At 70.0% G+C, this 24881-nt stretch carries 21 protein-coding genes; 10 read left to right on the top strand and 11 right to left on the bottom strand.

Going from position 1 to position 24881, the window contains the following annotated elements:
• Nucleotides 1-36: 36 nt before the first annotated feature.
• From BM228_RS08290 to BM228_RS08305, 4 genes are all read left to right on the top strand, one after another.
• Nucleotides 37-1227: an aspartate aminotransferase family protein gene (locus BM228_RS08290; RefSeq protein ID WP_092039136.1), complete on the top strand. Its 1191-nt coding sequence runs from the start codon at nucleotides 37-39 to the stop codon at nucleotides 1225-1227.
• Nucleotides 1228-1405: 178 nt separating this feature from the next.
• On the top strand, nucleotides 1406-2386 hold the full coding sequence (gene argF, locus BM228_RS08295) for an ornithine carbamoyltransferase (protein ID WP_092038916.1): 981 nt from the start codon (nucleotides 1406-1408) through the stop codon (nucleotides 2384-2386).
• Between the two features lie 278 nt (nucleotides 2387-2664).
• The gene (locus tag BM228_RS08300) at nucleotides 2665-3690 is read left to right on the top strand and encodes an Hsp33 family molecular chaperone (RefSeq protein ID WP_092039138.1); all 1026 of its coding nucleotides are present in this window, start codon (nucleotides 2665-2667) and stop codon (nucleotides 3688-3690) included.
• A gap of 172 nt (nucleotides 3691-3862) precedes the next feature.
• Nucleotides 3863-4999, top strand: coding sequence for a hypothetical protein (locus BM228_RS08305; protein ID WP_092038918.1), 1137 nt, complete (start codon nucleotides 3863-3865; stop codon nucleotides 4997-4999).
• A 46-nt stretch (nucleotides 5000-5045) separates the two neighbouring features.
• Here the strand turns inward: BM228_RS08305 and speG are convergent, their stop codons facing one another.
• From speG to apaG, 3 genes are read right to left on the bottom strand one after another with little or no spacing between them, the layout of a single operon-like run.
• The gene (speG, locus tag BM228_RS08310) at nucleotides 5046-5612 is read right to left on the bottom strand and encodes a spermidine N1-acetyltransferase (protein ID WP_092038920.1); all 567 of its coding nucleotides are present in this window, start codon (nucleotides 5610-5612) and stop codon (nucleotides 5046-5048) included.
• A complete protein-coding gene (argE, locus tag BM228_RS08315) occupies nucleotides 5609-6778 on the bottom strand; it encodes an acetylornithine deacetylase (protein ID WP_092038922.1) in 1170 nt (389 codons plus the stop codon). Before argE ends, speG begins: the two co-directional genes overlap by 4 nt.
• 35 nt (nucleotides 6779-6813) lie before the next feature.
• Entirely contained in the window at nucleotides 6814-7206 is a 393-nt protein-coding gene (gene apaG, locus BM228_RS08320) for a Co2+/Mg2+ efflux protein ApaG (protein WP_007562424.1), read from the bottom strand.
• Nucleotides 7207-7468: 262 nt separating this feature from the next.
• Here apaG and BM228_RS08325 point away from each other — a divergent pair, with 262 nt between their 5' ends.
• Nucleotides 7469-8608 carry a 2'-deoxycytidine 5'-triphosphate deaminase gene (locus BM228_RS08325; RefSeq protein WP_092038924.1) on the top strand — a complete coding sequence of 380 codons (1140 nt, stop codon included), beginning with the start codon at nucleotides 7469-7471 and terminating at the stop codon, nucleotides 8606-8608.
• Between the two features lie 38 nt (nucleotides 8609-8646).
• A complete protein-coding gene (locus BM228_RS08330) occupies nucleotides 8647-9108 on the top strand; it encodes an Lrp/AsnC family transcriptional regulator (protein ID WP_092038926.1) in 462 nt (153 codons plus the stop codon).
• 146 nt (nucleotides 9109-9254) lie between these two features.
• Here BM228_RS08330 and BM228_RS08335 read toward each other — a convergent pair whose 3' ends face one another.
• The 8 genes from BM228_RS08335 to BM228_RS08370 all read right to left on the bottom strand — a co-directional run bounded on the left by BM228_RS08335 (nucleotide 9255) and on the right by BM228_RS08370 (nucleotide 20865).
• Complete coding sequence (locus tag BM228_RS08335; RefSeq protein ID WP_092038928.1) at nucleotides 9255-9776, bottom strand: cysteine dioxygenase; 522 nt, start codon at nucleotides 9774-9776, stop codon at nucleotides 9255-9257.
• 361 nt (nucleotides 9777-10137) lie between these two features.
• Complete coding sequence (locus BM228_RS08340) at nucleotides 10138-11205, bottom strand: HD-GYP domain-containing protein (protein WP_092038930.1); 1068 nt, start codon at nucleotides 11203-11205, stop codon at nucleotides 10138-10140.
• A 108-nt stretch (nucleotides 11206-11313) separates the two neighbouring features.
• Nucleotides 11314-12039, bottom strand: a complete 726-nt coding sequence (gene pgl, locus BM228_RS08345; RefSeq protein WP_092038932.1) for a 6-phosphogluconolactonase — start codon at nucleotides 12037-12039, stop codon at nucleotides 11314-11316.
• Between the two features lie 25 nt (nucleotides 12040-12064).
• On the bottom strand, nucleotides 12065-13045 hold the full coding sequence (gene gnd, locus BM228_RS08350; protein WP_092038934.1) for a phosphogluconate dehydrogenase (NAD(+)-dependent, decarboxylating): 981 nt from the start codon (nucleotides 13043-13045) through the stop codon (nucleotides 12065-12067).
• Nucleotides 13046-13187: 142 nt separating this feature from the next.
• Nucleotides 13188-16034 carry a bifunctional transaldolase/phosoglucose isomerase gene (locus BM228_RS08355; protein ID WP_092038935.1) on the bottom strand — a complete coding sequence of 949 codons (2847 nt, stop codon included), beginning with the start codon at nucleotides 16032-16034 and terminating at the stop codon, nucleotides 13188-13190.
• A 151-nt stretch (nucleotides 16035-16185) separates the two neighbouring features.
• Nucleotides 16186-18261 (bottom strand): transketolase, encoded by a 2076-nt coding sequence (tkt, locus tag BM228_RS08360; RefSeq protein ID WP_092038937.1) that lies wholly within the window; start codon nucleotides 18259-18261, stop codon nucleotides 16186-16188.
• Complete coding sequence (locus tag BM228_RS08365) at nucleotides 18258-20174, bottom strand: glycoside hydrolase family 15 protein (RefSeq protein WP_280142323.1); 1917 nt, start codon at nucleotides 20172-20174, stop codon at nucleotides 18258-18260. The genes tkt and BM228_RS08365 overlap by 4 nt, the downstream gene beginning before the upstream one ends.
• 97 nt (nucleotides 20175-20271) lie before the next feature.
• Entirely contained in the window at nucleotides 20272-20865 is a 594-nt protein-coding gene (locus BM228_RS08370; RefSeq protein ID WP_092038941.1) for a hypothetical protein, read from the bottom strand.
• A 180-nt stretch (nucleotides 20866-21045) separates the two neighbouring features.
• Here BM228_RS08370 and BM228_RS08375 point away from each other — a divergent pair, with 180 nt between their 5' ends.
• From BM228_RS08375 to BM228_RS08390, 4 genes are all read left to right on the top strand, one after another.
• Nucleotides 21046-21633 carry an ANTAR domain-containing response regulator gene (locus BM228_RS08375; protein WP_007562443.1) on the top strand — a complete coding sequence of 196 codons (588 nt, stop codon included), beginning with the start codon at nucleotides 21046-21048 and terminating at the stop codon, nucleotides 21631-21633.
• A complete protein-coding gene (locus tag BM228_RS08380) occupies nucleotides 21630-22643 on the top strand; it encodes a CmpA/NrtA family ABC transporter substrate-binding protein (protein ID WP_092038943.1) in 1014 nt (337 codons plus the stop codon). Before BM228_RS08375 ends, BM228_RS08380 begins: the two co-directional genes overlap by 4 nt.
• A 97-nt stretch (nucleotides 22644-22740) precedes the next feature.
• Complete coding sequence (locus tag BM228_RS08385) at nucleotides 22741-22953, top strand: hypothetical protein (RefSeq protein ID WP_092038945.1); 213 nt, start codon at nucleotides 22741-22743, stop codon at nucleotides 22951-22953.
• Between the two features lie 655 nt (nucleotides 22954-23608).
• On the top strand, nucleotides 23609-24877 hold the full coding sequence (locus tag BM228_RS08390; protein WP_092039140.1) for an NAD(P)/FAD-dependent oxidoreductase: 1269 nt from the start codon (nucleotides 23609-23611) through the stop codon (nucleotides 24875-24877).
• Nucleotides 24878-24881: the final 4 nt, after the last annotated feature.

Raw genomic sequence — 24881 nt, forward strand, 5'->3', positions numbered from 1 at the left:
TTGCTCCGGGCCTTTCAAAAGACGGAGACGGGATCCGTGACGTCAGCCCTTCTGCCGACCTACGTCCGCGCGCCGCTCGCTTTCGAGCGCGGTGAGGGCGCCTGGCTCGTGACGGAGGCGGGGGAGCGATACCTCGATTTCGGCGCCGGCATCGCGGTGAACGGTCTCGGCCACGCCCATCCGCACCTCGTCGGCGCGCTCACCGAGCAGGCGAACCGGATCTGGCACACGTCGAACCTGTTCGAGATCCCGGGCGGCGAGCGATTCGGCCGGCGCCTCGTGGAGGCGACCTTCGCGGACGTGGTGTTCTTCTGCAATTCGGGGGCGGAGGCCAACGAGGCGGCGATCAAGATCGCCCGGAAGTACCACGCGGCCGGCGGCAACCCGGAGCGCTACCGGATCGTCACCTTCGCGGGCGCCTTCCACGGGCGGACCCTGGCGACGCTCGCGGCCGGCGGCCAGCAGAAATACATCGAGGGTTTCGGGCCGAAGGTCGACGGCTTCGATCAGGTTCCGGCCGGTGACTACGACGCGCTGGAGGCGGCGATCGGGCCGGAGACCGCCGCCCTAATGATCGAGCCGATCCAGGGCGAGGGCGGCGTGCGCGTCATCCCGCACGCGGACCTGCGCCGCCTGCGCGAGATCTGCGATGCGAACGGCCTGCTGCTGATCATGGACGAGGTCCAGACCGGCGTCGGGCGCACCGGCAAGCTGTTCGCCCATGAATGGTCCGGCATCACCCCGGACATCATGAGCGCCGCCAAGGGCATCGGCGGCGGCTTCCCGATGGGCGCGTGCCTCGCCACCAGCGAGGCGGCGCGCGGCATGACCGCCGGCAGCCACGGCACCACCTTCGGCGGCAACCCCCTCGCCATGGCGGTGGGCAACGCCGTGCTCGACGTGGTGCTGGCGGACGGCTTCCTCGATCGCGTCGCTCATGCCGGGCTGCTGCTCAAGCAGAAGCTCGCCGCCTTGCGCGACCGCCACCCGCACGTGTTCCAGGAGATCCGCGGCGAGGGGCTGATGCTCGGCCTCAAGCTCGGCGTGCCGAACACTGATTTCGCCGCCGCCGCCCGGGCCGCCCACCTTCTGGTGATCCCGGCCGGCGACAACATCGTCCGCCTGCTGCCGCCGCTGATCGTTGGCGACGGCGAGATCGACGAGGCGGTGCGGCGGCTCGATGAGGCCGCCTCTTCCTTCGAAGCCCTGCGCGGGGCCGCCGAATAGCAGGCCGATCCCGCTCTACAAGAATCACCGCCCTGCGCCGCGTTCCGGCGCAGGGCGGTGCGAAGCATTTTCGGGTGCGGTCGATCCCCGCCGCGCGTGATGAGAATGCCCCCACCAGGAGATAGAGTGTCGTTCATGATCAGGTGATCGTGGAGCAGGCTCTAGCGAACGTGACGCGATGAAAGCCCAGATTGACGGCCGGGCGCGTGCCCCAGTCCCGCACCTGAACGGTGCCGGCCCCCGCCACTTCCTCGACCTCAAGGACTTCTCCGGGGCGGAGCTGCGCGGGGTGCTCGACGCGAGCGCCGCCATGAAGGCGCGCCGCCGCAAGGGCGAGCGCGCCGCCGACCGCCCGCTGGTGGGCAAGACCCTGGCGATGGTGTTCGACCGGCCCTCGACCCGGACCCGCGTCTCCTTCGACGTGGCGATGCGCGAGCTCGGCGGCGAGACCCTGATGCTCACCGGCTCCGAGATGCAGCTCGGCCGCGGCGAGACCATCGGCGACACCGCCCAGGTGCTGTCGCGCTTCGTCGACGCGATCATGATCCGCATCCTCGATCACGGTCAGATGCTGGAGCTGGCCGAGCACGCCACCGTGCCGGTGATCAACGCGCTGACCAAGGTCTCGCATCCCTGTCAGATCATGGCCGACGTGATGACCTTCGAGGAGCATCGCGGGCCGATCAAGGGCCGCAAAGTGGCGTGGTCGGGCGATTCCAACAACGTCCTGGCGAGCTGGGTCCACGCGGCCGCGCGGCTCGACTTCAGCCTCGACATCGCCAGCCCGCCCGAACTCGCGCCCCCGCCCGGCCTGATCGCCTGGGCGCAGCGCGAGGGTGCGAAGATCAACGTCACCACTGATGCCTTCGCGGCGGTGAAGGGCGCGGATGCCGTGGTGACGGATTGCTGGGTCTCGATGGGCGACGACGACGAGGGTCACCGCCACAACCTACTGAGCCCCTACCAGGTGAACGCCAAGCTGATGGCGGCCGCCAACCCGGACGCGATCTTCATGCACTGCCTGCCCGCCCATCGCGGCGAGGAGGTCACGGCCGAAATCATGGACGGGCCGCGCTCGGTGGTCTTCGACGAGGCCGAGAACCGCCTGCATGCGCAGAAGGGGATTCTGGCCTGGTGCCTCGGCGCGGGCACGCCCTGATCCCGGGCTCGCGCTTTTCGGGACTGCGCCCCATATGATGGAGATCGGGCTGCTTGCGCGGCCCGTCTCCCCATCACGGCTGCCGAACGGCAGCATCCCGACGACGGATGTGGCGCGATGCGCCCCCTCTCCCGTGCGGGCGCGGGCGGGGTGAGGGATCAGATCGTTCCGGACGGACCTTGTTCCTCACGCCATCCCGCTCCTCGCCGGAGCGGGATCTGCGCACCGGCACGTCGGAGCGGCCGCCGCGGGAACCGGACCTATCGATCGGAGCGGGCATGACCTCAGGACCAGAGTCGCAATCCCAGTCGCAGGCGGTCGGCAACGGCCATGACGGCGCGGACGATGCCGTGCTGCCCTTCGCCGTGGAGGCCCTCGACGTGCGCGGGCGCCTGGTCCGGCTCGGCCCCGCGGTGGACACGATCCTGCGCCGCCACGGCTACCCGGACGCCGTCGCCCGGCTTCTCGGCGAGGCCGCGGCGCTCACGGTGCTGCTCGGCTCGTCGTTGAAGTTCGAGGGCCGTTTCCAGCTCCAGACCAAGACCGACGGCCCGGTGGCGATGATCGTGGTCGATTTCGAGGCGCCAGATCGTCTGCGCGCCACCGCCCGGTTCGACGCGGAGCGGGTCGCGGCGCTCGGTGAGCGCCCGCTGAAGGATGCCGACCTCATCGGCGCCGGCCACCTTGCCATGACCATCGACCAGGGCTCCGCGGCCAGCCGCTACCAGGGCGTCGTCGCCCTGGAGGGCCAAAGCCTGGAGGAGGCCGCGCACCAGTATTTCCGCCAGTCCGAGCAGATCCCGACGCAGGTACGCCTCGCGGTCGCCGAGGCCGTGGAGGAGGGGACGGGCCGTTGGCGCGCCGGCGGCCTGATCGTGCAGTTCTTGCCGCAGTCGATCGACCGGGCTCGCCTCGCCGACCTGCCGCCCGGCGACATCCCGGAGGGCCACACCCACCTGTCCGGGCAGACAGTCGAGGACGATGCCTGGGTCGAGGCGCGCTCGCTGGTCGGCACCGTGGAGGATCACGAGCTGGTCGATCCGAGCGTGTCGAGCGAGCGCCTGCTCTATCGGCTGTTCCACGAGCGCGGCGTGCGGGTGTTCGACCGCCAGCCGGTGCACGAGGCCTGCCGCTGCTCACGGGAGCGGGTGATGGGCATGATCCGCTCGTTCTCGCCGCAGGAGCGGCGCGACATCGTCGCGGATGACGGCCGCATCGTCATCACCTGCGAATTCTGCTCCCGGCGCTACGACCTCGACCCGCAGGAGGTCGAGGCCGAGATCGGCGCGCAGCCGAATCAGTAGAGTTTCGGCCGGCGGCGGCGATCGACCGGTCTCCGCAGCGAATGACGGCCAAGCTTCTGTGCGCGAAACGCAGAAGCCTCAGTATTCGTTGCGCGAATTTTTGGCATCTCCTGATAGAACCGTTTCGCAACCTTCGACGTTGCGTGGCAGCTTCAACACAGGAGGAGACGCCATGCGAACGCTATCGATCGGTCTGGCCGCGCTGCTGATCAGCACCTCGGCTTATGCGCAGCAGCAGCAGGGTGGCACCGAGCGCGGGGCCGGGATGGGCGGCCGCGCCGGGCAGGCGGGATCTGAGACAGGGATGAAGGCCGGGGCCGACAGGGGCGGATCGCAGGCCGGCAATCAGGCCGCGTCCGACCGCGCCGGCGCCGAGACCGGCCGGACCGCGCAGGGCCGGGACGGCGGACGCGAATCCGGTGATCGGATGGCCCAGGATCGCGGCCGGGCCGGCCCCGAGTCCGGAGCACGCGACGGCGACCGGGCCGAGCGGAATACGCGGGGCGACCGGGATGGCGCACGCGGCGAGCGGGGCGACCGGGCCGATATCCGCGGCCGGACCGAGAGCCGCACCGAGCGGCGGACCGATGTCCGGTCGGATCGGGTCGAAGGCGGCTTCCGCCGCGAGGGCCGGTTCGTGGTCATCGGCGGTCGCCGGGTGGTCTACGGCTCGCCCGAGTACCGGCGTCTGATCGTCACCGAGAATCGCGGCCCCCGGGTCCGCTACGTGGTGATCCGCGGCCAGCGTGTCCTCTACGGCTCGCCCGAGTACCGCCGGCTGGTCAGCACCCGCGAGAGCGGGCCGCGGGAGCGCTTCGTGACCATCCGCGGCCAGCGCGTCGTCTACGGCTCGCCCGAGTACCGCCGCCTGGTGTCGGTGCGCGAGGAGCGGTTCGTGACGATCCGCGGCCAGCGGGTGCGCACCGGCTCGGAGGAATATCGCCGGCTCAGCGGCGGTGGCACCGTCAATGCCGGCTTCCGGACCGAGACCCGCGCCAGCGTCCGCACCGACCAGCGCGACGGCGCCCGCAACGCGGGGCGCACTGAGGGCCGCGACATGGACCGGACGGCCAATCGCGAGGGCCGGAACGAGGGCACCCGCAACACCGACATGCGGGGCGGCCGTCAGGACGGCATTCGCAACGCTTCGGAGCGCGGTGAGCAGCAGAACGGCGCCCGGCCGGCCGGCAACGACGGTGGCCGGGTGGGCGGCGCCGAGCGCGACGGCATGAATGCCGGCCCGGCCCAGGGCGGCGCAGCGCAGGGCGGCGGCAAGGCCGGCCGCGAGCCGGGCGCCGGCCGCAACTGAGCACAAATGGGAGGGGCCTCTGCGGCCCCTCCCGCATCCAGAAGGCTCAGACCTTGAGCACCGGCTCGCCGATGTCGCCGCCGCCCCGAGCCTTCAAATATTCTGGCTGGAACAGGCACATCCGCACGGCGTCGCGATAGCGGCCGTTCACGAAGAACTCGTCCTTCAGGACGCCCTCGGGGTGGAAGCCGCAGCGCTCGTAGATGCGCACCGCCCGGGCATTGTCCCGGTCCACGTGCAGATACAGCTTGTGGATGTTGAGGACGCTGAACGCGTAATCCATGGCGATCCGGGTCGCCTGCCAGGCATAGCCGCGGCCCTGGAAGTTCGGGTGGATCGCGATCTGGAATTCGCAGCGCCGGTGCAGGTGGTTGATCTCGACGAGCTCGATCAGGCCGGCGGGCTCGCCGCTCGGGTCGGCGACGATGAAGCGGCGCTCGGTCTGGTTGTGGATGTTGCGCTCGTAGAGCTGCTGGAGTTCGGCGAAGGACTCGTAGGCCTCCTCGAACCAGTAGCGCATGATGCTGTCGTTGTTGTTGAGCTGGTGGACGAAGCGCAGGTCCTCGCGTTCGAGCGGTCGCAGCTTGATGGTGATGCCGATGAGCGCGTTCATGACGCGTAAGCCTCGATCAGGGCCCTCAGGAACCGCTCGCCCTTGCCGAGCGCATCGAGGGTGATGAATTCGTCGGGTTGGTGGGCCTGGGCGATGTCGCCGGGTCCGCACACGACCGTCGGGATTCCGGCCTGCTGGAACCGCCCGGCCTCGGTGGCGTAGGGCACCGCGATGGTGCGGTTGCGCCCGGCGAGCCGCAGGCACAAGCGTTCGGCCTCGGAGCCGGGTTCGGGTGCGAGCCCCGGAATGTCGACCTCCTCGATCGTCTCGATTCGCCCGTAATCACCGTAGCGGTTCAAGCGCTCGCGCGTCACCCGTGCGACCTCCTCGGCAAACAGGCGCGGGATCTCGCCCGGGTCGAGATCCGGCAGGCCGCGATACTCCCAGTGGAAGCGGCATTCCTTGGCGAGGATGTTGCGCGCCGTGCCGCCGTGGATCGTCCCGACATGGACCGTGGTTGCGGCCGGATCGAACCGCCCCGACGCGTCGCCGCGCTCGATCATCCGATCGGCGATTCGGCTGAGCCCGGCGACCAGCTCGCAGGCCGCCGCCACCGCGTTCGCCCCGAGGGCCGGCCGGGCAGAATGGGCCTCGTGGCCATGCACGATGGTCAGGCAGGTGACGATGCTCTTATGCGCGTCCGCCACCTCCATCCCGGTCGGCTCGCCGACGATCACGGCGCCGGGCCGCGGCAGGTCGGCGCCGAACCGCGTGATCGCGTCCATGGAGCCGAGGCAGGTGGTCTCCTCGTCGTAGGAGAGCAGGATGTGGATCGGCCGCTTGAGACCGGCGGCCAGCATGTCGGGCACGAGGGCCAGCGCCAAGGCGTCGAACGCCTTCATGTCGACGGCGCCGCGGCCATAGGCCCGGCCGTCGGCGATGCGCAGGGTGAATGGGTCGCTGGTCCAGGCCTGGCCCGCCACCGGGACCACGTCGGTATGGCCGGAGAGGACGACACCGCCCTCGACCATCGGGCCGATCGTGGCGAACAGGGCCGCCTTGTCACCGGCCGCGTTCGGCAAGCGCAGGTAGGGGACACCCCAGCCGTCGAGATAGGTGCTGACGGAATCGATCAGGGCGAGGTTCGACTTGTCGCTCTCGGTATCGAACGACACGAGGCGGGCGAGCATGTCGAGCGGGCTGAGCCGCTCGCCGTTCCCAGACATAGATCCCTCCGGAGCGAGGCCCCGGCGCCGGGACCTCAGTGCAGGCTGCGGCGGACGTGCGGACTGTCGAGGGAGAAGGCGGGAATCTCGGCCTCGAAGCTCTCGCCGGCCACCGTCGCCATGGTGTAGCTGCCAGCCATCAGGCCATCGGGCGTGTTGAGCGGGCAGCCGCTGGTGTAGCAGAAGGACTCGCCCGGCTCCAGCACGGGCTGCTTGCCGACTACGCCGGTCCCCCGCACTTCCTGGCAGGCGCCGTGGCCGTCGATGATCCGCCAATGACGGGAGCGCAACTGCACCTGCTCGCTGCCGGTGTTCACGATCTCGACCGTATAGGCGAAGAAATAGCGGCTCTCGTTCGGGGAGGATTCCTCCTCGACGAAGCGGGGCTGAACGGTCACTCGAATTCCCCGCGTCTCGGCCTTGTACATCGCCCTATTAGGCCCTTCTTCGAACGGTGCGATTCGATGAAGACGAATTGAACGCGCTTCACTGGCGGTGGTAGTGGCCGGTGAAATCGCCGTCAATTGCGGCGGACTACCTCGCGCGGATGATGTCGCAGGCCTGTCGGACCGTAGCGGGAAGCGGCGCCGGGCGGCTCGCGCTCCCGGTTAAGCGGGCATTAGCCAGTCCCGTCGGAGAAGGTGTAGGAACGCGGATCCACCCGGAGGCGCGCGAAGGAGTCGAGGCGCGATGAACGCGGGCGCAGGCATGGATGCCGCCGATTCGGGCGACGCCGATTCGAGCGCCAGGACCCGCTCCGGCATCCTGCCGGCCGAGGCGATTGCCGCGCTGGCCCAGGCGGGCGGCATCCGCGTGGCCGAGGCCTTCGCGGGCGACCAGATCCAGCCGGCGAGCCTCGATCTGCGCCTCGGCGCCACCGCCTACCGGGTCCGCACCAGCTTCCTGCCGGGTGCGACCCGCACGGTCCAAGCCTGCGTCGAGCGCCTGTCGCTGCATAAGATCGACCTGCGCCCCGGCGCGGTGCTGGAGACCGGCTGCGTCTACATCGCGGAATTGCAGGAGAGCCTGGCGCTGCCCGGCGACCTGGCGGCCGCAGCCAATCCAAAAAGCTCCACCGGACGCATCGACGTGTTCACCCGGGTGATCACCGACCGGGGCGAGGCGTTCGACCAGGTCGAGCCCGGCTATACCGGGCCGCTCTACGCCGAAATCTCGCCGCGCACCTTCCCGGTTCTGGTCCGGACCGGCTCGCGTCTGTCGCAGATCCGATTCCGCCAGGGCTCGCCGCGGCTGACCGAGGCGGAACTCGGCCAGCTGCACCTGCGCTCACCGCTCGTCGATTCCGACGCCCCGTCCTTCCACGGCGGCGTCGCGGTGTCGGTGGACCTGTCCGGCTTCGACGGGCTGATCGGCTACCGGGCCAAGCGCCATACCGGCCTCGTCGATGTCGACGCTCCGGGCCGCCACCGGGCGGCGGATTTCTGGGAGCCCCTGGCGGCGGACGGCTCGGGCGCCCTGATCCTCGATCCCGGCCAGTTCTACATCCTGGCCTCGAAGGAATCTGTGCAGGTCCCCCCGGACCACGCCGCCGAGATGGTGCCGTTCGATCCTCTGGTCGGCGAGTTCCGGGTCCATTACGCCGGCTTCTTCGACCCCGGCTTCGGCCATGCCGGGGCCGGCGGCGCGGGCGCTCGCGCCGTGCTCGAGGTCCGCTCCCGCGACGTGCCGTTCCTGCTGGAGGACGGCCAGATCGTTGGCCGGCTCGTCTACGAGCGGATGCTGGCTGTTCCCAAAACTCTCTACGGCGCCGCGGCCGGCTCGAACTACCAGGCCCAGGGGCTGAAGCTCTCGAAGCACTTCTTCCTGTAGCCGAAAAAACCCGGACCCCGCGCGGGAGCAGCTTTCGCATGGACGCGGTGGACCGAAAAATCCTGGACGTCCTCCAGCAGGACGCGACATTGCCCGTCGCCGAACTGGCCGAACGAGTCGGCGTCAGCGCCGCCCCGTGCTGGCGCCGGGTCAAGAAGCTCGAGGCGTCGGGGGTAATCCGTGGCCGGGTCGCCCTGGTGGACCGGCGCAAGGTCAACGTCCCGACCACGGTGTTCGTGGCCGTAAAGGCGCCCCGCCACGCGGCCGACTGGTCCGACGCGTTCCGCCGGGTCGTCGCCGGCTTCCCGGAGATTGTCGAGGCCTGGCGGCTCACCGGCGAGATCGACTACCTGCTGCGCATCGTCGTGCCCGACATCGAGACCTACGACGCCGTCTACCAGCGGCTCATCGCCAAGCTCGAATTCTCGAACCTGTCCTCCTCCATCGCCATGGAAGAGATGAAGTACACGACCGCTGTGCCGACGATGTATATGGAGTGATTGTTTCGAGTTGGGCGAGCGGTCGGTGACCGCCGCCCCCGTCATTGCGAGCGCAGCGAAGCAACCTAGGGAAACGCCACCGTTCTGCGACCGCGCGCGTCACTGGGCTGCTTCGCTCCGCTCGCAATGACTGCGCGGATCACACCTCACCCCGCCGCCACCTCATAGGTGCGGTGGACCGAGGAGGCCTGCGCCCGGTGGTCGTAGCCGTAGACGTGGATCGAGATCGCTGCCTCCGGACCGTCATTGGCGATCCGGTGCAGGTTCGGCCCCGAGGGCATCATGCAGGCCACGTAGCCGGGGCTGCGGACCACATCCAGGGTCGCGACCGCGTGCGTGTCGCTGATCGGGCGATACCAGGTCTCGCGCAGGCTGCCGCTGAGCAGGCCGAAGCAGCAGGAGCAGTGGTGATCGTGCACGGGCGTGACCGCGCCGGGGCTCCACACCATCGCCCAGACGCTGAGCGCCCGGGTGCCGAACAGCAAATTGCGACCGAGCCCCTCCGGGGGCGCGACCAGCCGCGTCCGGTCCAGCAAATCCGGCCGGGCCAGGATGTTGAGCAGGGTCGTTCGGGCCGAAGCCAGATAGGCGTCCGGGGAGCGCCGGGCCGCGAGCGCGAGATCCGCCAACATCGCCTCGACTTCGGCCGGATGGGTCAGCAGGGTCATGCGCGATCTCCTCAAAGGCCCTCCGTCAGGCTGCGTGAAGCCTAGCGCAGAGGAGCCGGAGACGGGTTGCGAAGTTCGCGCTCGGATGACTGGCTTGAGCAATGAGATGGCGCGGAATGGCATAAGGTAGAAATAGCATTCCAACCGGACCTAAAGATGTGCGGTCTGGTCGCGCTTCGGCCTGATGTCGCGCAATGGGCCCGACGCACGCGTCATGCGAATTTCGGTCGATCGGTGCCCCGCTCAATCACCGTCATTGCGAGCGCAGCGAAGCAACCTAGGGAAACGCCACCGTTCTGAGATCGCGCGCCGCCCTGGGTTGCTTCGCTGCGCTCGCAATGACGGCACCCGAAAGCGCCGGTCAGGATCCCGCGACGGAGCGCTCGAAGGCGCGCACCAGAGCCCGGTCGAGCTTGCCGTCCATGCCGTGCAGGATCGTCATGGCCTCGGCGGCCGGCATCGGGGCGCGGTAGGGGCGGCGCTCGACGAGGGCGGCGTAGACGTCGCAGACGGTGATGAGGCGGACGATGTCGTCGATGGCGCCCCCGGCGAGGCCGTCCGGGTAGCCCGAGCCGTCGAGCAATTCGTGGTGGTGGCGCACCACCTTGAGCACGGCGTCGTCGAAGCCGCCGGCCTGGACCAGGATCTGGTGCCCAAGCGCGGCATGCGTGCGCATCACCGCCCGCTCCGCCGGGTCCAGGGGGCCGGCCTTGTTCAGGATCGCCAGCGGGATCCTGGCCTTGCCGACATCGTGCACGAGGGCGGCGCGCACGAGCTGCTGGCGGTCCTCGGCCGAGAAGCCGAGGTCGATCGCGAAGGTTGCGGCGAGGCCCGCCACCAGCAGGCAATGCTGATAGGTGGCGTCGTCGTAGGCGCGCACCGTATCGAGCCAGGCGGTCAGGCCGCCCTGGCCGATCGCCCCGAGGATCGGCTCCAGGCCGTCATTGACCAGGGCGGCGTCGATCCTGCCCGAATCCCGGGCGGCATCGAGCAGGTTGGCGATCACCGCGCCCGCCTTGTCGGCGGCCTGGACGACCAGCGGAGAGCCGCTGCGCGCGCCGGGCTTCGCGGCGTCCGAGACGGGCGCGAGCTGCGCCCGCAAGGCCTCGGCGACCGTTCCGGCCGGCGTGTCTTCGGGCAGGCAGAGGCGCGCACCGAGCCCGCGCGCCGCCGACAGGCTGCGGGCGCCCATGCTGCGCATCAGAAAGATCCGCGGCAGGGCCGGATCAGCGGCGATCAGCGTCCGCAGGCCGACGAGCGGGGAGGGCTGGAGCAGGTCGAGATCGACCACCAGGGCGCAGCAGGGGCCGGCGGGGGCCGAAGCGGCGGCGTCCAGCACCGCGCAGGGCGCGATCGGCTCGAGGGCGCGCAGGAGATCGCCGCGGCGGGTGGGCTGATCGGTGTAGAGGACGACGGTGCCCGCGCGCATCTGGCCCTTCGTGGCATCGGACCGCCCCAGCGACGCGGCCGGACCGCGCAGCGATTCGGCCGGTCTAGCGCGTCCGCCTTGCCAGACCGTAACGGCCCGCGCAGGACTTCAGCCGGCGGCCGCCTTGTCGAGGAGCCAGGCCACGTCGCCCACGCTGGTGACCCGGCCCGCGGGCAGGTCCTCCCCGGCGGCGAGCCGGGCGAGGGCGGCGCGCTTGCCGGCGCCGGTGACCAGGAACAGCACGTGCCGCGAGGAGGCCAGGGCCGGGAGCGTCAGGCTGATGCGCGGCACGAACGGCTCCAGGCCGGCTTCGGGCACGGGGGCGACCAGGCGCGCGGTCTCATCGACCGCCGGCTTGCCGGGGAACAGGGAGGCGGTGTGCCCGTCCTCGCCGAGGCCGAGCAGCACCAGATCGAACAGCGGCCGGGCGGGATCGAGGCTTTCGGCCCCGTAGAAGTCCAGCAGGGTCCGTTCGTAGGCCCGGGCCCCGACCTCCGCGCCCGCGTCGGAGGGGATGAAGTGCAGGTGGGTGGACGGGATCCGGAAGCCGTGCCCGAACGCCTCGCGGACCATCCGGACATTGCTGCGCTCATCGTCCCAGGGGACCACCCGGTCGTCGCCGAAGAACCAGTGGATCCGCGCCCACGGCACACGGGCGGCGTAGTCCGGGCCGGCGAGGAGGCCGTAGAGAACCTTCGGGGTCGAGCCGCCGGACAGGCAGATCGCGATCCGCTCGGACTCCGTCTCGCCGCAGGCCACGATCAGCCGCTCGGCCGCCTCGCGGGCGACCGCCTGCGGGTCGGGCAGGACATGGGTACCGGTGGGGAGGCTCATCAGCGGGTCTCAGGATTTCTTGGTCTCACGACTTCTTCGGTTCCTGGTGGCCGCCGAACCCCTTGCGCATGGCCGAGAGCAGCTTGTCGGCGTAGCTCTCCTGCTCGCGGGAGCGGAAACGGCGGTACAGGGCGTTGGACAAGACGGTGGCCGGCACGCCCTCCTCGACGGCGGCGTTGATGGTCCACCGGCCCTCGCCGGAATCCTCTACGTAGCCGGAGAAATCTTGGAGGTTCTCGTCGCCGGCCAGAGCCTGCGCGGTCAGGTCGAGCAGCCAGGAGGAGACGACGCTGCCCCGCCGCCAGACCTCGGCGATGTCGCCCATGTTCAGGTCGAAGCGGCGCTCGGCCGGAAGCGCCTCCGAATTGGCATGCTTCAGGATGTCGAAGCCCTCGGCATAGGCCTGCATCAGGCCGTACTCGATGCCGTTATGGACCATCTTGACGAAGTGGCCGGCGCCAATCGGGCCGGCATGGATGTAGCCCTGCTCGGCCCGGGGATCGCGGCCCTCGCGGTTGGGGGTCTTGGGGATGTCGCCGACGCCCGGCGCCAGGGTCTTGAAGATCGGGTCGAGGCGGTCGACGGTCTCTTTATCGCCGCCGATCATCATGCAGTAGCCGCGCTCCAGCCCCCAGACGCCCCCCGAGGTGCCGACATCGACGTAGTGCAGGCCCTTGGCCTTCAGCTCGATGCCCCGGCGCACGTCGTCGCCGTAGAAGGAATTGCCGCCGTCGATGACGCAATCGCCCGCCTCCATCAGGCCGGCCAGCGCCTTGACCGCCTCCTCGGTGATGGCGCCCGCCGGCAGCATCACCCAGGCGGTGCGCGGCCCTTCGAGCTTGGAGACCAGATCCTCCAAACTCGACGCGCCGACCGCGCCGGCCTCCACCAGCCCGGCGACCGCCGCCGGGTTCTGGTCGAACACCACGGCCGTGTGCCCGTCGCGCAGGAGCCGCCGGACGATGTTGCCGCCCATCCGGCCGAGACCGATCATGCCGAGTTGCATTGCCGTCATCTCCTCGGGGTTTCCCCTCCCCCTTGCGGGGAGGGGTCAGGGGTGGGGGTGGTGCAGGAGGCACCGCTGAGCCTTATCCGGAAGCACCCCCACCTCCGGCTCCTCCCCGCAAGGGGGAGGAGAGAGCGGGCACTTAGGCCACAGCGGCCTTCAGCGCCGCCGCGATGCGCTTCAGCCCGGTATCGAGGTCGCCCTTGATGTGGACCCGCAGCGCCCGGCGGCCGCGCTCGGCCAGCACCGCGAAGTCGCCCCGGGCCTGCGCCGCCACCACGGTGGCGAAGCCCAGCGCCCGGCCGGGGATCGGCAGGTCCGCGGTGGGCTCCGCGGTGATCTGCAGGAACACGCCGGTGTTCGGGCCGCCCTTGTAGGCCTGCCCGGTCGAGTGCAGGAACCGCGGCCCGAATTCCAGGCAGGTCGCGACCTTGCGGGCGTCGCGCACGGCGAGCCGGGCCTCTTGCAGGATGCCGGCGGCCTTCGCGTCGCGGGGCACGTAGGCGAGGAGCCCGAGATAGTCGCCGTCCTTCAGGCGGGCGACCTGCGCCTTCAGCGTCGCCTCCAGGCCGTCGTTGGCCTGGGGCAGGGCCTCGGCATTCTTCGGGTCGGCGTAGAGGGCGATGGCCTCGTCCGCGAAGAGCGGCGTCTCGGCGGGGAGGGCGCCGTTGCGCTCGGCCTCCGAGAACAGCTTCTTCGTCTCGATCTTGCTGGCCTCGACATCGGGCTGGTCGAACGGGTTGATGCCGAGCACCGCGCCGGCCACCGCGGTGGCCATCTCCAGGCGGTAGAATTCCTGCGGCAGCTGCTCGACCGAGTCGAGGGTGATGCGCGCGATCGGGTGACCCTCGCGCTCCAGGGCGCGCAGGGCCTCGTCCTGCGCCTCCTCGGCGTGGCCGTCGAGGCGGAGATAGATGAAGAACCGGTCGCGGCCGTAGACCGCCGGGACGCTCGCCGGCTCGCCATCCACCGGCACCAAGCCCTTGCCCTGCTTGCCGGTGGACTCGGCAATCAGCTGCTCGGCCCAGGCGCCGAAGCTGTCGATGCCCGGCGAGGCGATGACCGTCACCTTGTCGCGGCCGGCGAGACCGGCCGCGCCCATCGCGGTGCCGAGCAGCACGCCCGGGTTCTGGGCCGGCGGCACCACCGGCCCGCAGGAGCGGACCATGATCCGGGCCGTCTCCAGGAGCGCCTTCACGTCGAGGCCGAGGGCGGCCGCCGGGACGAGGCCGAAGGCCGACAGCACGGAGTATCGGCCGCCGATCTGCTTCACGCCGTAGAAGATTTTTTTGAAGTTATCGGACTGCGCGGCGCGCTCCATGTCGGAGCCGGGGTCGGTCACGGCGACGAAGTGATCGCCCGCCCGGTCGCCCAGCGTCTCCTTCACGCGCCCCAGGAAGTAATCGCGAAAGACGTTGGGCTCTAGCGTCGAGCCCGACTTGGACGAGACGATGAACAGCGTCCGGCCTAGATCGATGCTCGCCTCCAGGGCGCGCACCTGATCCGGGTGGGTCGAATCGAGGATCTGGAGCTTCGGAAAGCCCTCGCGCTGGCCGTAGGTCAGGCTCAGCACCTCAGGGCCGAGGCTGGAGCCGCCCATGCCGAGCACCACCGCATCGGTGAAGCCCTCCTGCTTCACCCAGTCCGAGAAGGCGGCGTAGTCGGCGGCCTTCTCAAGCTCCTCCTCGACGATGTGCAGCCAGCCGAGCCAGCTCGCTTCGTCGTGGCCGGACCAGACCGTCGCGTCGCCGGCCCAGAGCCGGCGGATCGCGCCGCTCGCCCGCCAGGCCTCGACGGTCTTCTTCGCCTCGGCGGCGAGGCTGTCGTCCATGACCAGGCTCTGGCCGTCGAGGCGCTGGCCCAGCAGCGCGGCGCGCTTGCCGGCGACCGCGCCGAGCAGGTTGTCGGCGGCGTCGATGAAGAGCTGCACGCCTTCCTTTACCAGCTGCTCGGCGACAGCCTCGATGTCGATGCCGGCGCGGGCCAGCCGGGTCATGACCGCCTCGGCCCCCGGCACGTCCTCCTCGATCGTCGCCCGGACGGTGCCGTGGTCGCGGAACGCGTCCATGGTGGCGGGCGGCATCGTGTTGACGGTGTTCGGCCCGATCAGCTCTTCGACGTAGAGCACGTCGGAATAGGCCTTGTTCTTCACACCCGTGGAGGCCCAGAGCAGCCGCTGCGCCTTGGCGCCCTTCTCGGCCAGGGCCGTCCACTTCGCCTCGGAAAAAATCTTACGGTAGCGCTGGTAGGCGAGCTTGGCGTTGGCGATCGCGACCTTGCCCTTGAGCTGGCCCAAGGCCGCCTTCTCGTCGGGGTCGTTGGCCTCGGCGATCTTCTCGTCGAGCAGCTTGTCGACCAGCACGTCGATCCGGCTGATGAAGAAGCTCGCGACGCTCGCGATCTTCGACACGTCGTGGCCGGCCTTCGCCCGTTCGTCGAGCCCGTCGATGAAGGCGCGGGCCACCGCCTCGTAGGCCTCCTGCGAGAACAGGAGCGTCACGTTGATGGAGATGCCCTCGGCGGTGAGCTCGCGGATCGCCGGGATGCCCTCGGGGGTGGCCGGCACCTTCACCATCAGGTTGTCGCGGGCGACCGCCTTGTGCAGGCGCCGCGCCTCGTTGAGCGTCGCCTCGGTGTCGAGCGCCAGATAGGGCGAGACTTCGAGGCTGACATAGCCGTCCGCGCCGTCGCTCGCCTCGTAGACCGGGCGGAGCACGTCGGCGGCGGCCTGGATGTCGGCGATGGCCAGGCCCTCGTAGAGGTCGATGACCCGGCTGTCGCCGGTCTCCTGCACGGCCCTCAGGCTGGCATCGTATTCGTCCGAATGGCCAATCGCCTTCTCGAAGATCGACGGGTTGGACGTGACCCCGCGCAGGCCGTCCTCCTCGACGAGGCGCTTCAGCTCACCCTTCTGGATGAAGCCCCGGGCCACGAAGTCCAGCCAAACCGCTTGATCCTGTTCGTCGTGCAGGGCCTTGAGCGCGTTCATGTCGGTTCCTCGTCCTTCCCTAATCACGCCCTGCTCTCCTCCCCCTTGCGGGGAGGGATTGGAGGTGGGGGTGGTGCCGGATGAGGCTCGGCGGTTCCTTCTGAACCACCCCCACCCCTGACCCCTCCCCGCAGGGGGGAGGGGACGCGCTTTATCGCTTATGCCTGGCGAGCTGCGCCCGCGCGGCCTCCAGCACCCGGTCCGGGGTAAAGCCGAACTTGGTCTGGAGATCCTTGATCGGGGCCGAGGCGCCGAACGTGTCCATGCCGATGACCGTGCCCTCGGTGCCGGCGTAACGGTCCCAGCCCATGACGCTGCCCTGCTCGACCGTGACCCGCGCCTTGACGGCGGGGGGCAGGACCGAATGCCGGTACGCCTCGTCCTGGCGCTCGAACAGGTCCCAGGACGGCATCGAGACCACCCGCGCCTTCACGCCCTCGGCCTTCAGGGCCTCGTAGGCGCTGACGCAGAGCTGCACCTCGGAGCCGGTGCCGATCAGGATAACCTCCGGGGTGCCGTCGCTGTCGCCCAGGATGTAGGCGCCCTTGGCCGTGCCGGCGGCCGCGCCGTACTTGGAGCGGTCGAGGGTCGGCAGCGGCTGGCGCGAGAGCGCCAGCACGGCCGGCTGGTTCTTCAGCGAGAAGATCACCCGGTAGGCCTCGGCGACCTCGTTGGCGTCGGCCGGGCGCAGGGTGACGAGGCCTGGGATGCAGCGCAGCGACAGCAGCTGCTCCACCGGCTGGTGGGTCGGCCCATCCTCGCCCACGCCGATCGAATCGTGGGTGAAGATGTGGAAGATCGGCAGCTCCATCAGCGAGGCGAGCCGGATCGGCGGGCGCATGTAGTCGGCAAACACCAGGAAGGTGGCGCCGTAAGCCCGCAGGCCGGACAGGCCGAGGCCGTTCACGATCGAGCCCATCGCGTGCTCGCGCACGCCGAAATGCATGTTGCGCCCGCCCGGCGAGAACGGCCCGAACGAGCCGGCGCCTTCGAAGGTGAGGTTCGACTTGTTGGACGGCGCCAGATCGGCCGAGCCGCCGAGCATGAACGGAACGTGCTGCGCGATGGCGTTGAGCACCTTGCCGGAGGATTCCCGGGTGGCGATGCCCTTGGCGTCGGGCTCGAAGAACGGAATGTCCTTGTCCCAGCCGTCGGGCAGGCGGCCCTCCAGCAGGGCGGCCAGATCCTCGGCATGGTCGGCATCGGCCGCCCGCGCCTTGGCGAGCAGACCCTGCCAAGCGTCGTAGAGGGCGGCGCCACGCTGGCCGATGCCATCGCGGAAATTCTCCTGCACGCCGTCCGGCACCAGGAACTGCGCGTCCTCGGGCCAGCCATAGGCGCGCTTGGCGCCCTTGACCTCCTCCTCGCCCAGCGCGTCCGAGTGCGCCTTCGGGGTGCCCTGCTTCTTCGGGGCGCCGTAGCCGATCACCGACTTCACGACGATCAGGGTCGGCCGATCGTTGGTAGCCAGGAAGGTCTCGAGGGAGCCGGCAATCGCGTGCAGGTCGTTGGCGTCGGCCACCCGCAGCACCTGCCAGCCATAGGCCAGGAACCGGGTCGCGACCTCTTCGCCGAAGGCCAGCTCGGTGTGGCCCTCGATGGTGACGGTGTTGTCGTCGTAGATCCAGCAGAGGTTGGCGAGCCGCAGGTGGCCGGCGAGCGACGCGGCCTCGGAGGCGACGCCCTCCATCAGGTCGCCGTCCGAGCAGATCGCGTAGACGTTGTAGTCGAACAGCGGCAGCTCGGGCCGGTTGAGGCGCGCGCCGAGGAAGCGGCCGCCGATCGCCATGCCGACCGAGTTGGCGACGCCCTGGCCCAGTGGGCCGGTGGTGGTCTCGACGCCGGTGGTGAAATGGTACTCCGGATGGCCCGGGGTCCGGCTGTCGAGCTGCCGGAACTTCTTGATCTCCTCCAGCGTCACCGCCGGCGCGTTGCCACCGTCGCTCTCGGCGACGTTGGCGAGGTGCAGCAGGGCGTAGAGCAGCATCGAGGCGTGGCCGCAGGACAGCACGAAGCGGTCGCGGTTCGGCCAATGCGGATGGGCCGGATCGTAGCGGAGGTAGCGGTTCCACAAGGTATAGGCGACCGGGGCCAAGCCCATCGGCGCGCCGGCATGGCCGGAATTGGCCTTCTGCACCGCGTCGATCGCGAGCGTCCGGATGGTGTTGATGCTGAGCGTATCGATCTCAGCGAAGCCCGCCTTGGCGGGAGTGTCAGCGCCGCTCATGATGTCGCGTCTTCCAGTTCGCCTCTTGCGTGCCGCTTGTCGGCTTCACGCTGCCGAAGGACGGCGGGAGGGGCTCCGTTGGCCTTACCACCCTGCCGATCCGCCGGCCCTTCGCCGCGCGTATAGCTGAGCAGCGTGTTGACGAGCGCGACATGGGTGAACGCCTGGGGGAAGTTACCCACAAGGCGCTTCGCTTGCACGTCGTATTCCTCGCTCACCAGGCCGAGGTCGGTGCAGATGCCGACGAGGCGCTCGATGATCGACCGCGCCTCGTCCCGCCTTCCGAGGCCGATCAGGTTGTCCGCGTACCAGAACGTGCAGGGCAGGAAGGCCCCCTCGTTGCCGGACAGGCCGTCGGTGGTCTGGCCCTCGGTCTCGTAGCGGAGGATGAAGCCGTCGCGCATCAGCCCCTTGCCGATCGCCTCGACAGTGCCGACCACCCGGGGATCGTCCTGCGGCAGGAAGCCGGTATGGGCCATGAGCAACAGGCTCGCGTCCAGCGCCTTCGACCCGTAGGACTGGACGAAGCTGTTGAGGTCGGGGTCGAAGCCCTTGGCGCAGACCTCGGCGTGGATCTCGTCCCGGAGCGCGCGCCAGCGCACGGCCTGCTCCTCGGTGGCGCCGGATTCATGCATCGCGTGCATGCGCAGAGCCCGGTCGAACGCGACCCAGGCCATCACCTTCGAATGCGTGAAGTGGCGCGCCCCGCCGCGCACCTCCCAGATGCCCTCGTCGGGCTTGCGCCAGGCCTTTTCCAGGTGGCCGAGGATCGCCAGCCCGACCCGCAGCCCGTCCTTGCTCACCGGCAGGCCGCGGGCATGGGCCTGGTAGAGGGCGTCGAACAACTCGCCGTAGACGTCGATCTGGAACTGCGAGGCGGCGGCGTTGCCGATCCGCACGGGCTTCGAATTCTCGTAGCCGGGCAGCCAGTCGAGCTCGATCTCTGGCAGCAGGCGCTCGCCGCCGATGCCGTAGAGGATATGCGCCTGTTCCGGGTTGCCGGCCACCGCCCGCAGCAGCCAGCCCAGCCAGTTGCGCGCCTCGTCGATATAGCCGGCATCCATCAGGGCGATGAGCGTCAGCGTCGAGTCGCGCAGCCAGCAGAAGCGGTAATCCCAGTTGCGCTCGCCCCCCAATCCCTCGGGCAGGGAGGCGGTCGGCGCAGCGACGATGCCGCCGGTGGGCTCGTAGATCAGCGCCTTCAGGGTCAACAGCGAGCGCTGCAGCATGCGGTCCCAGGCCGTGCCGCCGGCGCAGCGCGCCGACCATTCGCGCCAAACCTGATCGGTCGCGTCGAGGGCTTTGAGCGGCTCGATCGGGGTCGGGTCGTCCTCATGGGACGGGCCGTAGCTCAGGACGAAGCGGTGGCGCTCGCCGGCATGGACGGTGAACTCGGAGACGGTGGTCTGCGTCTCCGACCCCTTCAGGTGGACATCGGTGCGCAGCACGACCTTGTGCGGGCCGGAGACGGCGCGCAGGTCGCCCAGCTCCGAGCGCGAGACCCACGGCACCGCGGAGCCGTAATCGAACCGGACCGCCATCTCCATCCGCATGGCGACGCGGCCATGCACGCCCTCGACCAGACGCACCAAATGGGAGCCGTCGCCCACCGGCATGAAGTCGGTGACCAGCACCTCGCCGAGGCGGGTCTTGTGCCGGGTCTCCAGCACCAGGCTGCCGGGGCGATAGGCCCAGCTGGTCTCGACATGCTCGGCCTCGGGAAAGATCTTCCAGAAGCCGTGCGCCTCGGTGCCGAGCAGGCTCGTGAACAGGGCGGCGGCATCGAAGCGCGGCCAGCACAGCCAGTCGACGCTACCCTGCCGGCTGATCAGCGCGGCACTGCGGCAATCCCCGACAAGTGCATAATCCTCGATGCGTGCAGCCATCCGGCCCCGGCTCCAGCGCGCGGCCAGGTTCCCCGGCCATCCGCTGCAACGCACCTAGGACGCCGGGTTGCGAGGTCCAGAGGCTTTTGAGGCTCGTGTCGCTCAGCGCGATCGTCTGCGCCGGTCAGCGCAGGCAGTCGGCCACCACCAGGGCGACGGAGCCCTGCACGGCCGCAGCGCCATCGCGCACCAGGCCCGCCGCGTCGCCGACCGCCCGGGCGGCCGGCGCCAGCGTCTCGACCACCGAGGCGGCGAAGGGCAGGGCGGCCGGCGGCAGGAGCGCGGCCTCCTCGGACTCGGCGGCTTCCGCGCGGCCGGCGGCGAGCGGATCGGTCCCGCGCTGCGGCACCTCCGGGCAGCGGCGACCGGGGCAGGGGTGCCGGCCGACCACCGCGATATGCGCATTCGTCCGCCCGGCGAGCGCCGGCCGCGCAGGCGGCGTGACGGATGGCGTTCCCGCCGGATAGATTTCGGCGAAAGCCAGGGACGCCGGGCGGCGGATCGGCGAAGAGACCGGCATCGGCCTGGCGAAGGCGGTGGCCGAGGGAGCGGCGGGCGCGGTCAGCTCGGCGCGGGCCTCGGGGCTCGGCGGCTGCGACGACGGGCAATAGAGCGAGGCGAGGCCCAGGACCGCTACCACCGCCACGGTGGGCAGGAACGGCATCGACACGCGCCCGGTGGCGGCGTCCGTCAGGGCAAGCTGGTCTGGCCTGCGCATCCGTTTCACCGATCCCCGCATAGTTCCGAGGAGGCCAGGATGCCCCCAGCATTGCGGCAGAAGCTGGACCGTTTCTTTGCGCGGCGGTAACGCTCGCGACAGCCGCGGGGCATACACCTTGCTTGGCTGGTGCCCGAACCGGGCCGCCCTCTCGAGAAGACCCGCCCCGACCGGGCCACGATGACCGAATCCAACCTCACCGTCGCCGTGATCGATCCGAGCCGCGCCCGCGCGGCGATCCTGGAGGAGGGCCTGCGCGCGGCCGGCATCGGCCGGATCGTGGTGATTCCCGACACGGCCGACCTGCTGGAGCGGATCACCGCCCTGAAGCCCGACGTGGTGGTGATCCACCTGGAAAGCCCGAGCCGCGATATCCTGGAGCAGATGTCTGGGGTGTCCCGGCAGGTCGAGCGGCCGGTGGCGATGTTCGTCGATCGCTCGGACACGACCATGATGCAGGCGGCGGTCGATGCCGGGATCTCGGCCTACGTGGTCGACGGGCTGCGGGCGGAGCGGATCAAGTCGATCCTCGACATCGCGATCCTGCGCTTCAACGCCTTCGCCCGGCTGCAGCGCGAATTGTCCGAGGCCCGCGGCGAGCTCGCCGACCGCAAGCTGATCGAGCGCGCCAAGGGCATCCTGATGAACCTGAAGGGGCTCACCGAGGACGAGGCCTACAAGCAGCTGCGGCGCAAGGCGATGAACGAGAAGCGCAAGATCGCCGACATCGCCCGGGCCATCGTCACCACGGCGGATCTGCTCGGATGAGGCTCCAGCTCGGCTATATCCCGCTCTGCGATGCCGCGCCGCTGATCGCGGCCCACGAATTCGGCTTCGCCCGCTCCGAGGGACTGGACCTCGACCTCTCGGCCGAACCCTCCTGGGCGACCTTGCGCGACCGCCTGGCGCTCGGGCATCTCGACGGCGCGCACATGCTGGCGCCGCTCGCCCTGGCGAGCCGGCTCGCTCTATCCGGGCCGCCCTCCGACCTCGTCGTGCCGCTGCAGCTCAGCGCCAACGGCAATGCCATCACGGTGTCGCGCGGTCTCTGGGCCGCCATGGAGCCGGAGAGCGAGGCCCTGGCCGACGTGGCCCGCGCCTTCGCCCGGGTGGCGACCGAGCGCCGGGACGCGGGCCGGCCGCTGACGCTCGGAACCGTGCATCCGTTCTCCTGCCACAGCTACCAGCTGCGGCTCTTCGCCGAGGCCGGCGGGCTCGATTCCACGGCCTTCCGCACGGTCGTGGTCCCGCCCCAGCACAGCGTCGAGGCCCTGGCCCGGGGCCTCGTCGACGGCTATTGCGCCGGAGCGCCCTGGAACGACGTGGCCGTGGCAGCGGGCCACGGGCGGATCGCGGCGTTCGGTTGCGACCTCGCCCCGGACGCCCCCGAGAAAGTGCTGGCTCTGTCCGCGCGGCTCGACGGCACGACGCTGCCTCTGATCCGGGCGGTGGCACGGGCCGGGCAATGGTGCTCCGATCCGGCCAACCGCGCCGACCTGATCCACCGCCTCGCCCACCGGAACTACCTCAACCTCGATGCCGAGCTGATCGGCCGGGCCTTCGCGGGGGACGCGATCCTGGATTCGGGCGGCGCCACCCGGCCTGTGCCGGGACATCTCGACCTCGGCGCCTCCGTGCAGACGCCGCGTCCCGAGGCCGCCCGCTGGCTCATGGCGCAGATGCGCGCCTCCCGGCAGATCGCCCGCGACGACCGCCTCGAGACGGAGGCGGCCGCAATCTACCGACCCGATCTCTACCAGGCCGCCCTGGCCCTCTGAGGGGGCGGCGGACAAAGCGGCGATTTCGTCATCGGCGCGGTGTCCGAATACAAGAGCGCGCGGAACGTTACTCGGTCTGGGCCGTTTCCCGATCGCCATGCCCGGATGCCGTAAACTCGATACCGAATCGTCGACATCGCATCCGCCCCGGCGGGTCGAGCTCCGACGCTATGTTCGCCGCGGCGTCAAGGCCCCGCGCGCCAGCAACGACAACCGCCGTCCCGGCGGTGTCCCCGCCTGGTATTGGGTTCTCGTGGCCGGCGCCATGCCGACCCTGGGCCTGCTGGCGATGCTCTCGACGCTGATCTGATCCGGCCAACGCGTCGGATTAGATTTTGCGCCGCTAACGTGCTTCTCGCACCCGCCACATCATCCTGAGGTGCCTGGCGATCGCAGATCGATGGGCCTCTAGGGAGCCCTCTCGCCTGCGGTGCAATTCCTGGAGGCCTCCTTCGAGGCTCGCTTCGCTCACACCTTAGGATGAGGTGGAGAGTGCGATTTTGTTGTTACGCTCCTAGCGAAGCAACCTAGCGCCGAGCACAATCTCAGGGTGCAGCCTTTCCCCGCTTCGCTTTGCTCGCGACGACGGCGTCGAGCGATCCGGCTGCTTCCATTCTCCGATTGCACCGGTCGCCCAGACACCATCCATGGCCACCGCGCTGATCGTTTAAGCGACCGCCAGCCCGCTTTTTGTGCAGCGCGATCTGCGTGCACTCAGCCAGCACGAGCCCCTGGCGGCCGTCATTAAATTAACATCTGGAATAACTTATAAGTAGGGATCGTGCGTGGCACGACTTCTGCAAGCATTACCATGTCCGTCAACGACGACGGGCAGCGCCGTCAGCGAGGCCGCTGATCCGGTTCTCCTGAGGCAGAAGCCTGCCCCGGGGATGACCGGCAGCGGCTTTTTCGTGGGCGGTCCGCCGACGATCCTGCAATCCGAGGTTCCAGACGCGATCCTAAAGATGGCGACATCCCCCATGGACACCAGCGCACATGATGCGCGCGCCGAGACCGGCTTGCCGCGCGAGCGGCTCGTGGTGGTCGGCAACGGCATGGCCTCGCTCCGCTTCCTCGAGCGCCTCACCGAAGGGTCGCCGGGCCGCTTCGACGTGACCTGCGTCGGCGCCGAGCCCAAGGCCGCCTATAACCGGGTCCTGCTCTCCTCGCTGCTCGGTGGCGAAGTCGACGAGGCGGCCTGCGAATTCCGCGGCCTCGACTGGTACGCCGCCCACGGCATCCGCCTGATCACCGGCGCTCCGGTCACCCAGATCGACCGCGAGAACGGCCTCGTCCTGGTCGGCGAGACCCACGTCCTGCCCTTCGACAAGCTGGTCCTCGCCGTCGGCTCCCTGCCGATCCGCCTGCCCAAGCCCGGCATGGAGCTGCCTGGCGTCATCACCTTCCGCGACCTCGCCGACGTGGCGGCGATCCGCAAGGCCGCCGTGCAGCACGCCCGGGCGATCGTCATCGGCGGCGGGTTACTCGGGCTCGAGGCCGCGGTCGGGCTGGCGCGGCTGGGGGTCGAGACGACCCTGCTCCACGTCATGGACCGGCTGATGGAGCGCCAGCTCGATCACCACGCCGCCGGGCTGGTGAAGCGCGCCATGGAGGCCCGCGGCGTCCGGGTGATCCTCAAGGCCGACACCGCCCGGGTCGAGGGCGACGGCCGGGTCGAGCGCCTCGTCCTCGCCGACGGGACCGTGTTGCCGGCCGACCTCGTGGTGATGTCGGTGGGGGTGCGCCCCTCGGTGGCCCTGGCCCAGGGAGCGGGTCTGGAGATCGGCCGCGGCATCAAGGTCGATGACCGGATGACCACCTCGGATTCCCGCGTCTTCGCGCTCGGCGAATGCGCCGAGCATCGCGGTCTGATCTACGGGCTGGTCGAGCCGGCCTACGAGCAGGCCGACACCCTGGCCCGGCACTTGGCCGGCCACAACGCCGCCTATGCCGGCACCTCGCTGGCCACCAGCCTCAAGGTCTCCGGGCTGCCGGTTTTCTCCGCCGGCCTCGTGGACACCCCCGAGGATGCCGAGGCGATCGTCCTGTCCGATCCCGGGGCCGGGCTCTACCGCAAGCTGCTGGTGCGGGAGGGCAGGCTGATCGGTGCCGTGTTCGTGGGCGACATCGCCGAGCAGGGTGCCTGCAAGGGCCTGATCCGCTCCGGCGATCCGGTCGAGAACGTCGATGATCTGATGTTCGGGCGCCCGGCGCCCGAGCCGCTGGCCGCTTAGATTC

It is taken from the genome of Methylobacterium pseudosasicola, from assembly GCF_900114535.1.
GTDB lineage: Bacteria > Pseudomonadota > Alphaproteobacteria > Rhizobiales > Beijerinckiaceae > Methylobacterium > Methylobacterium pseudosasicola.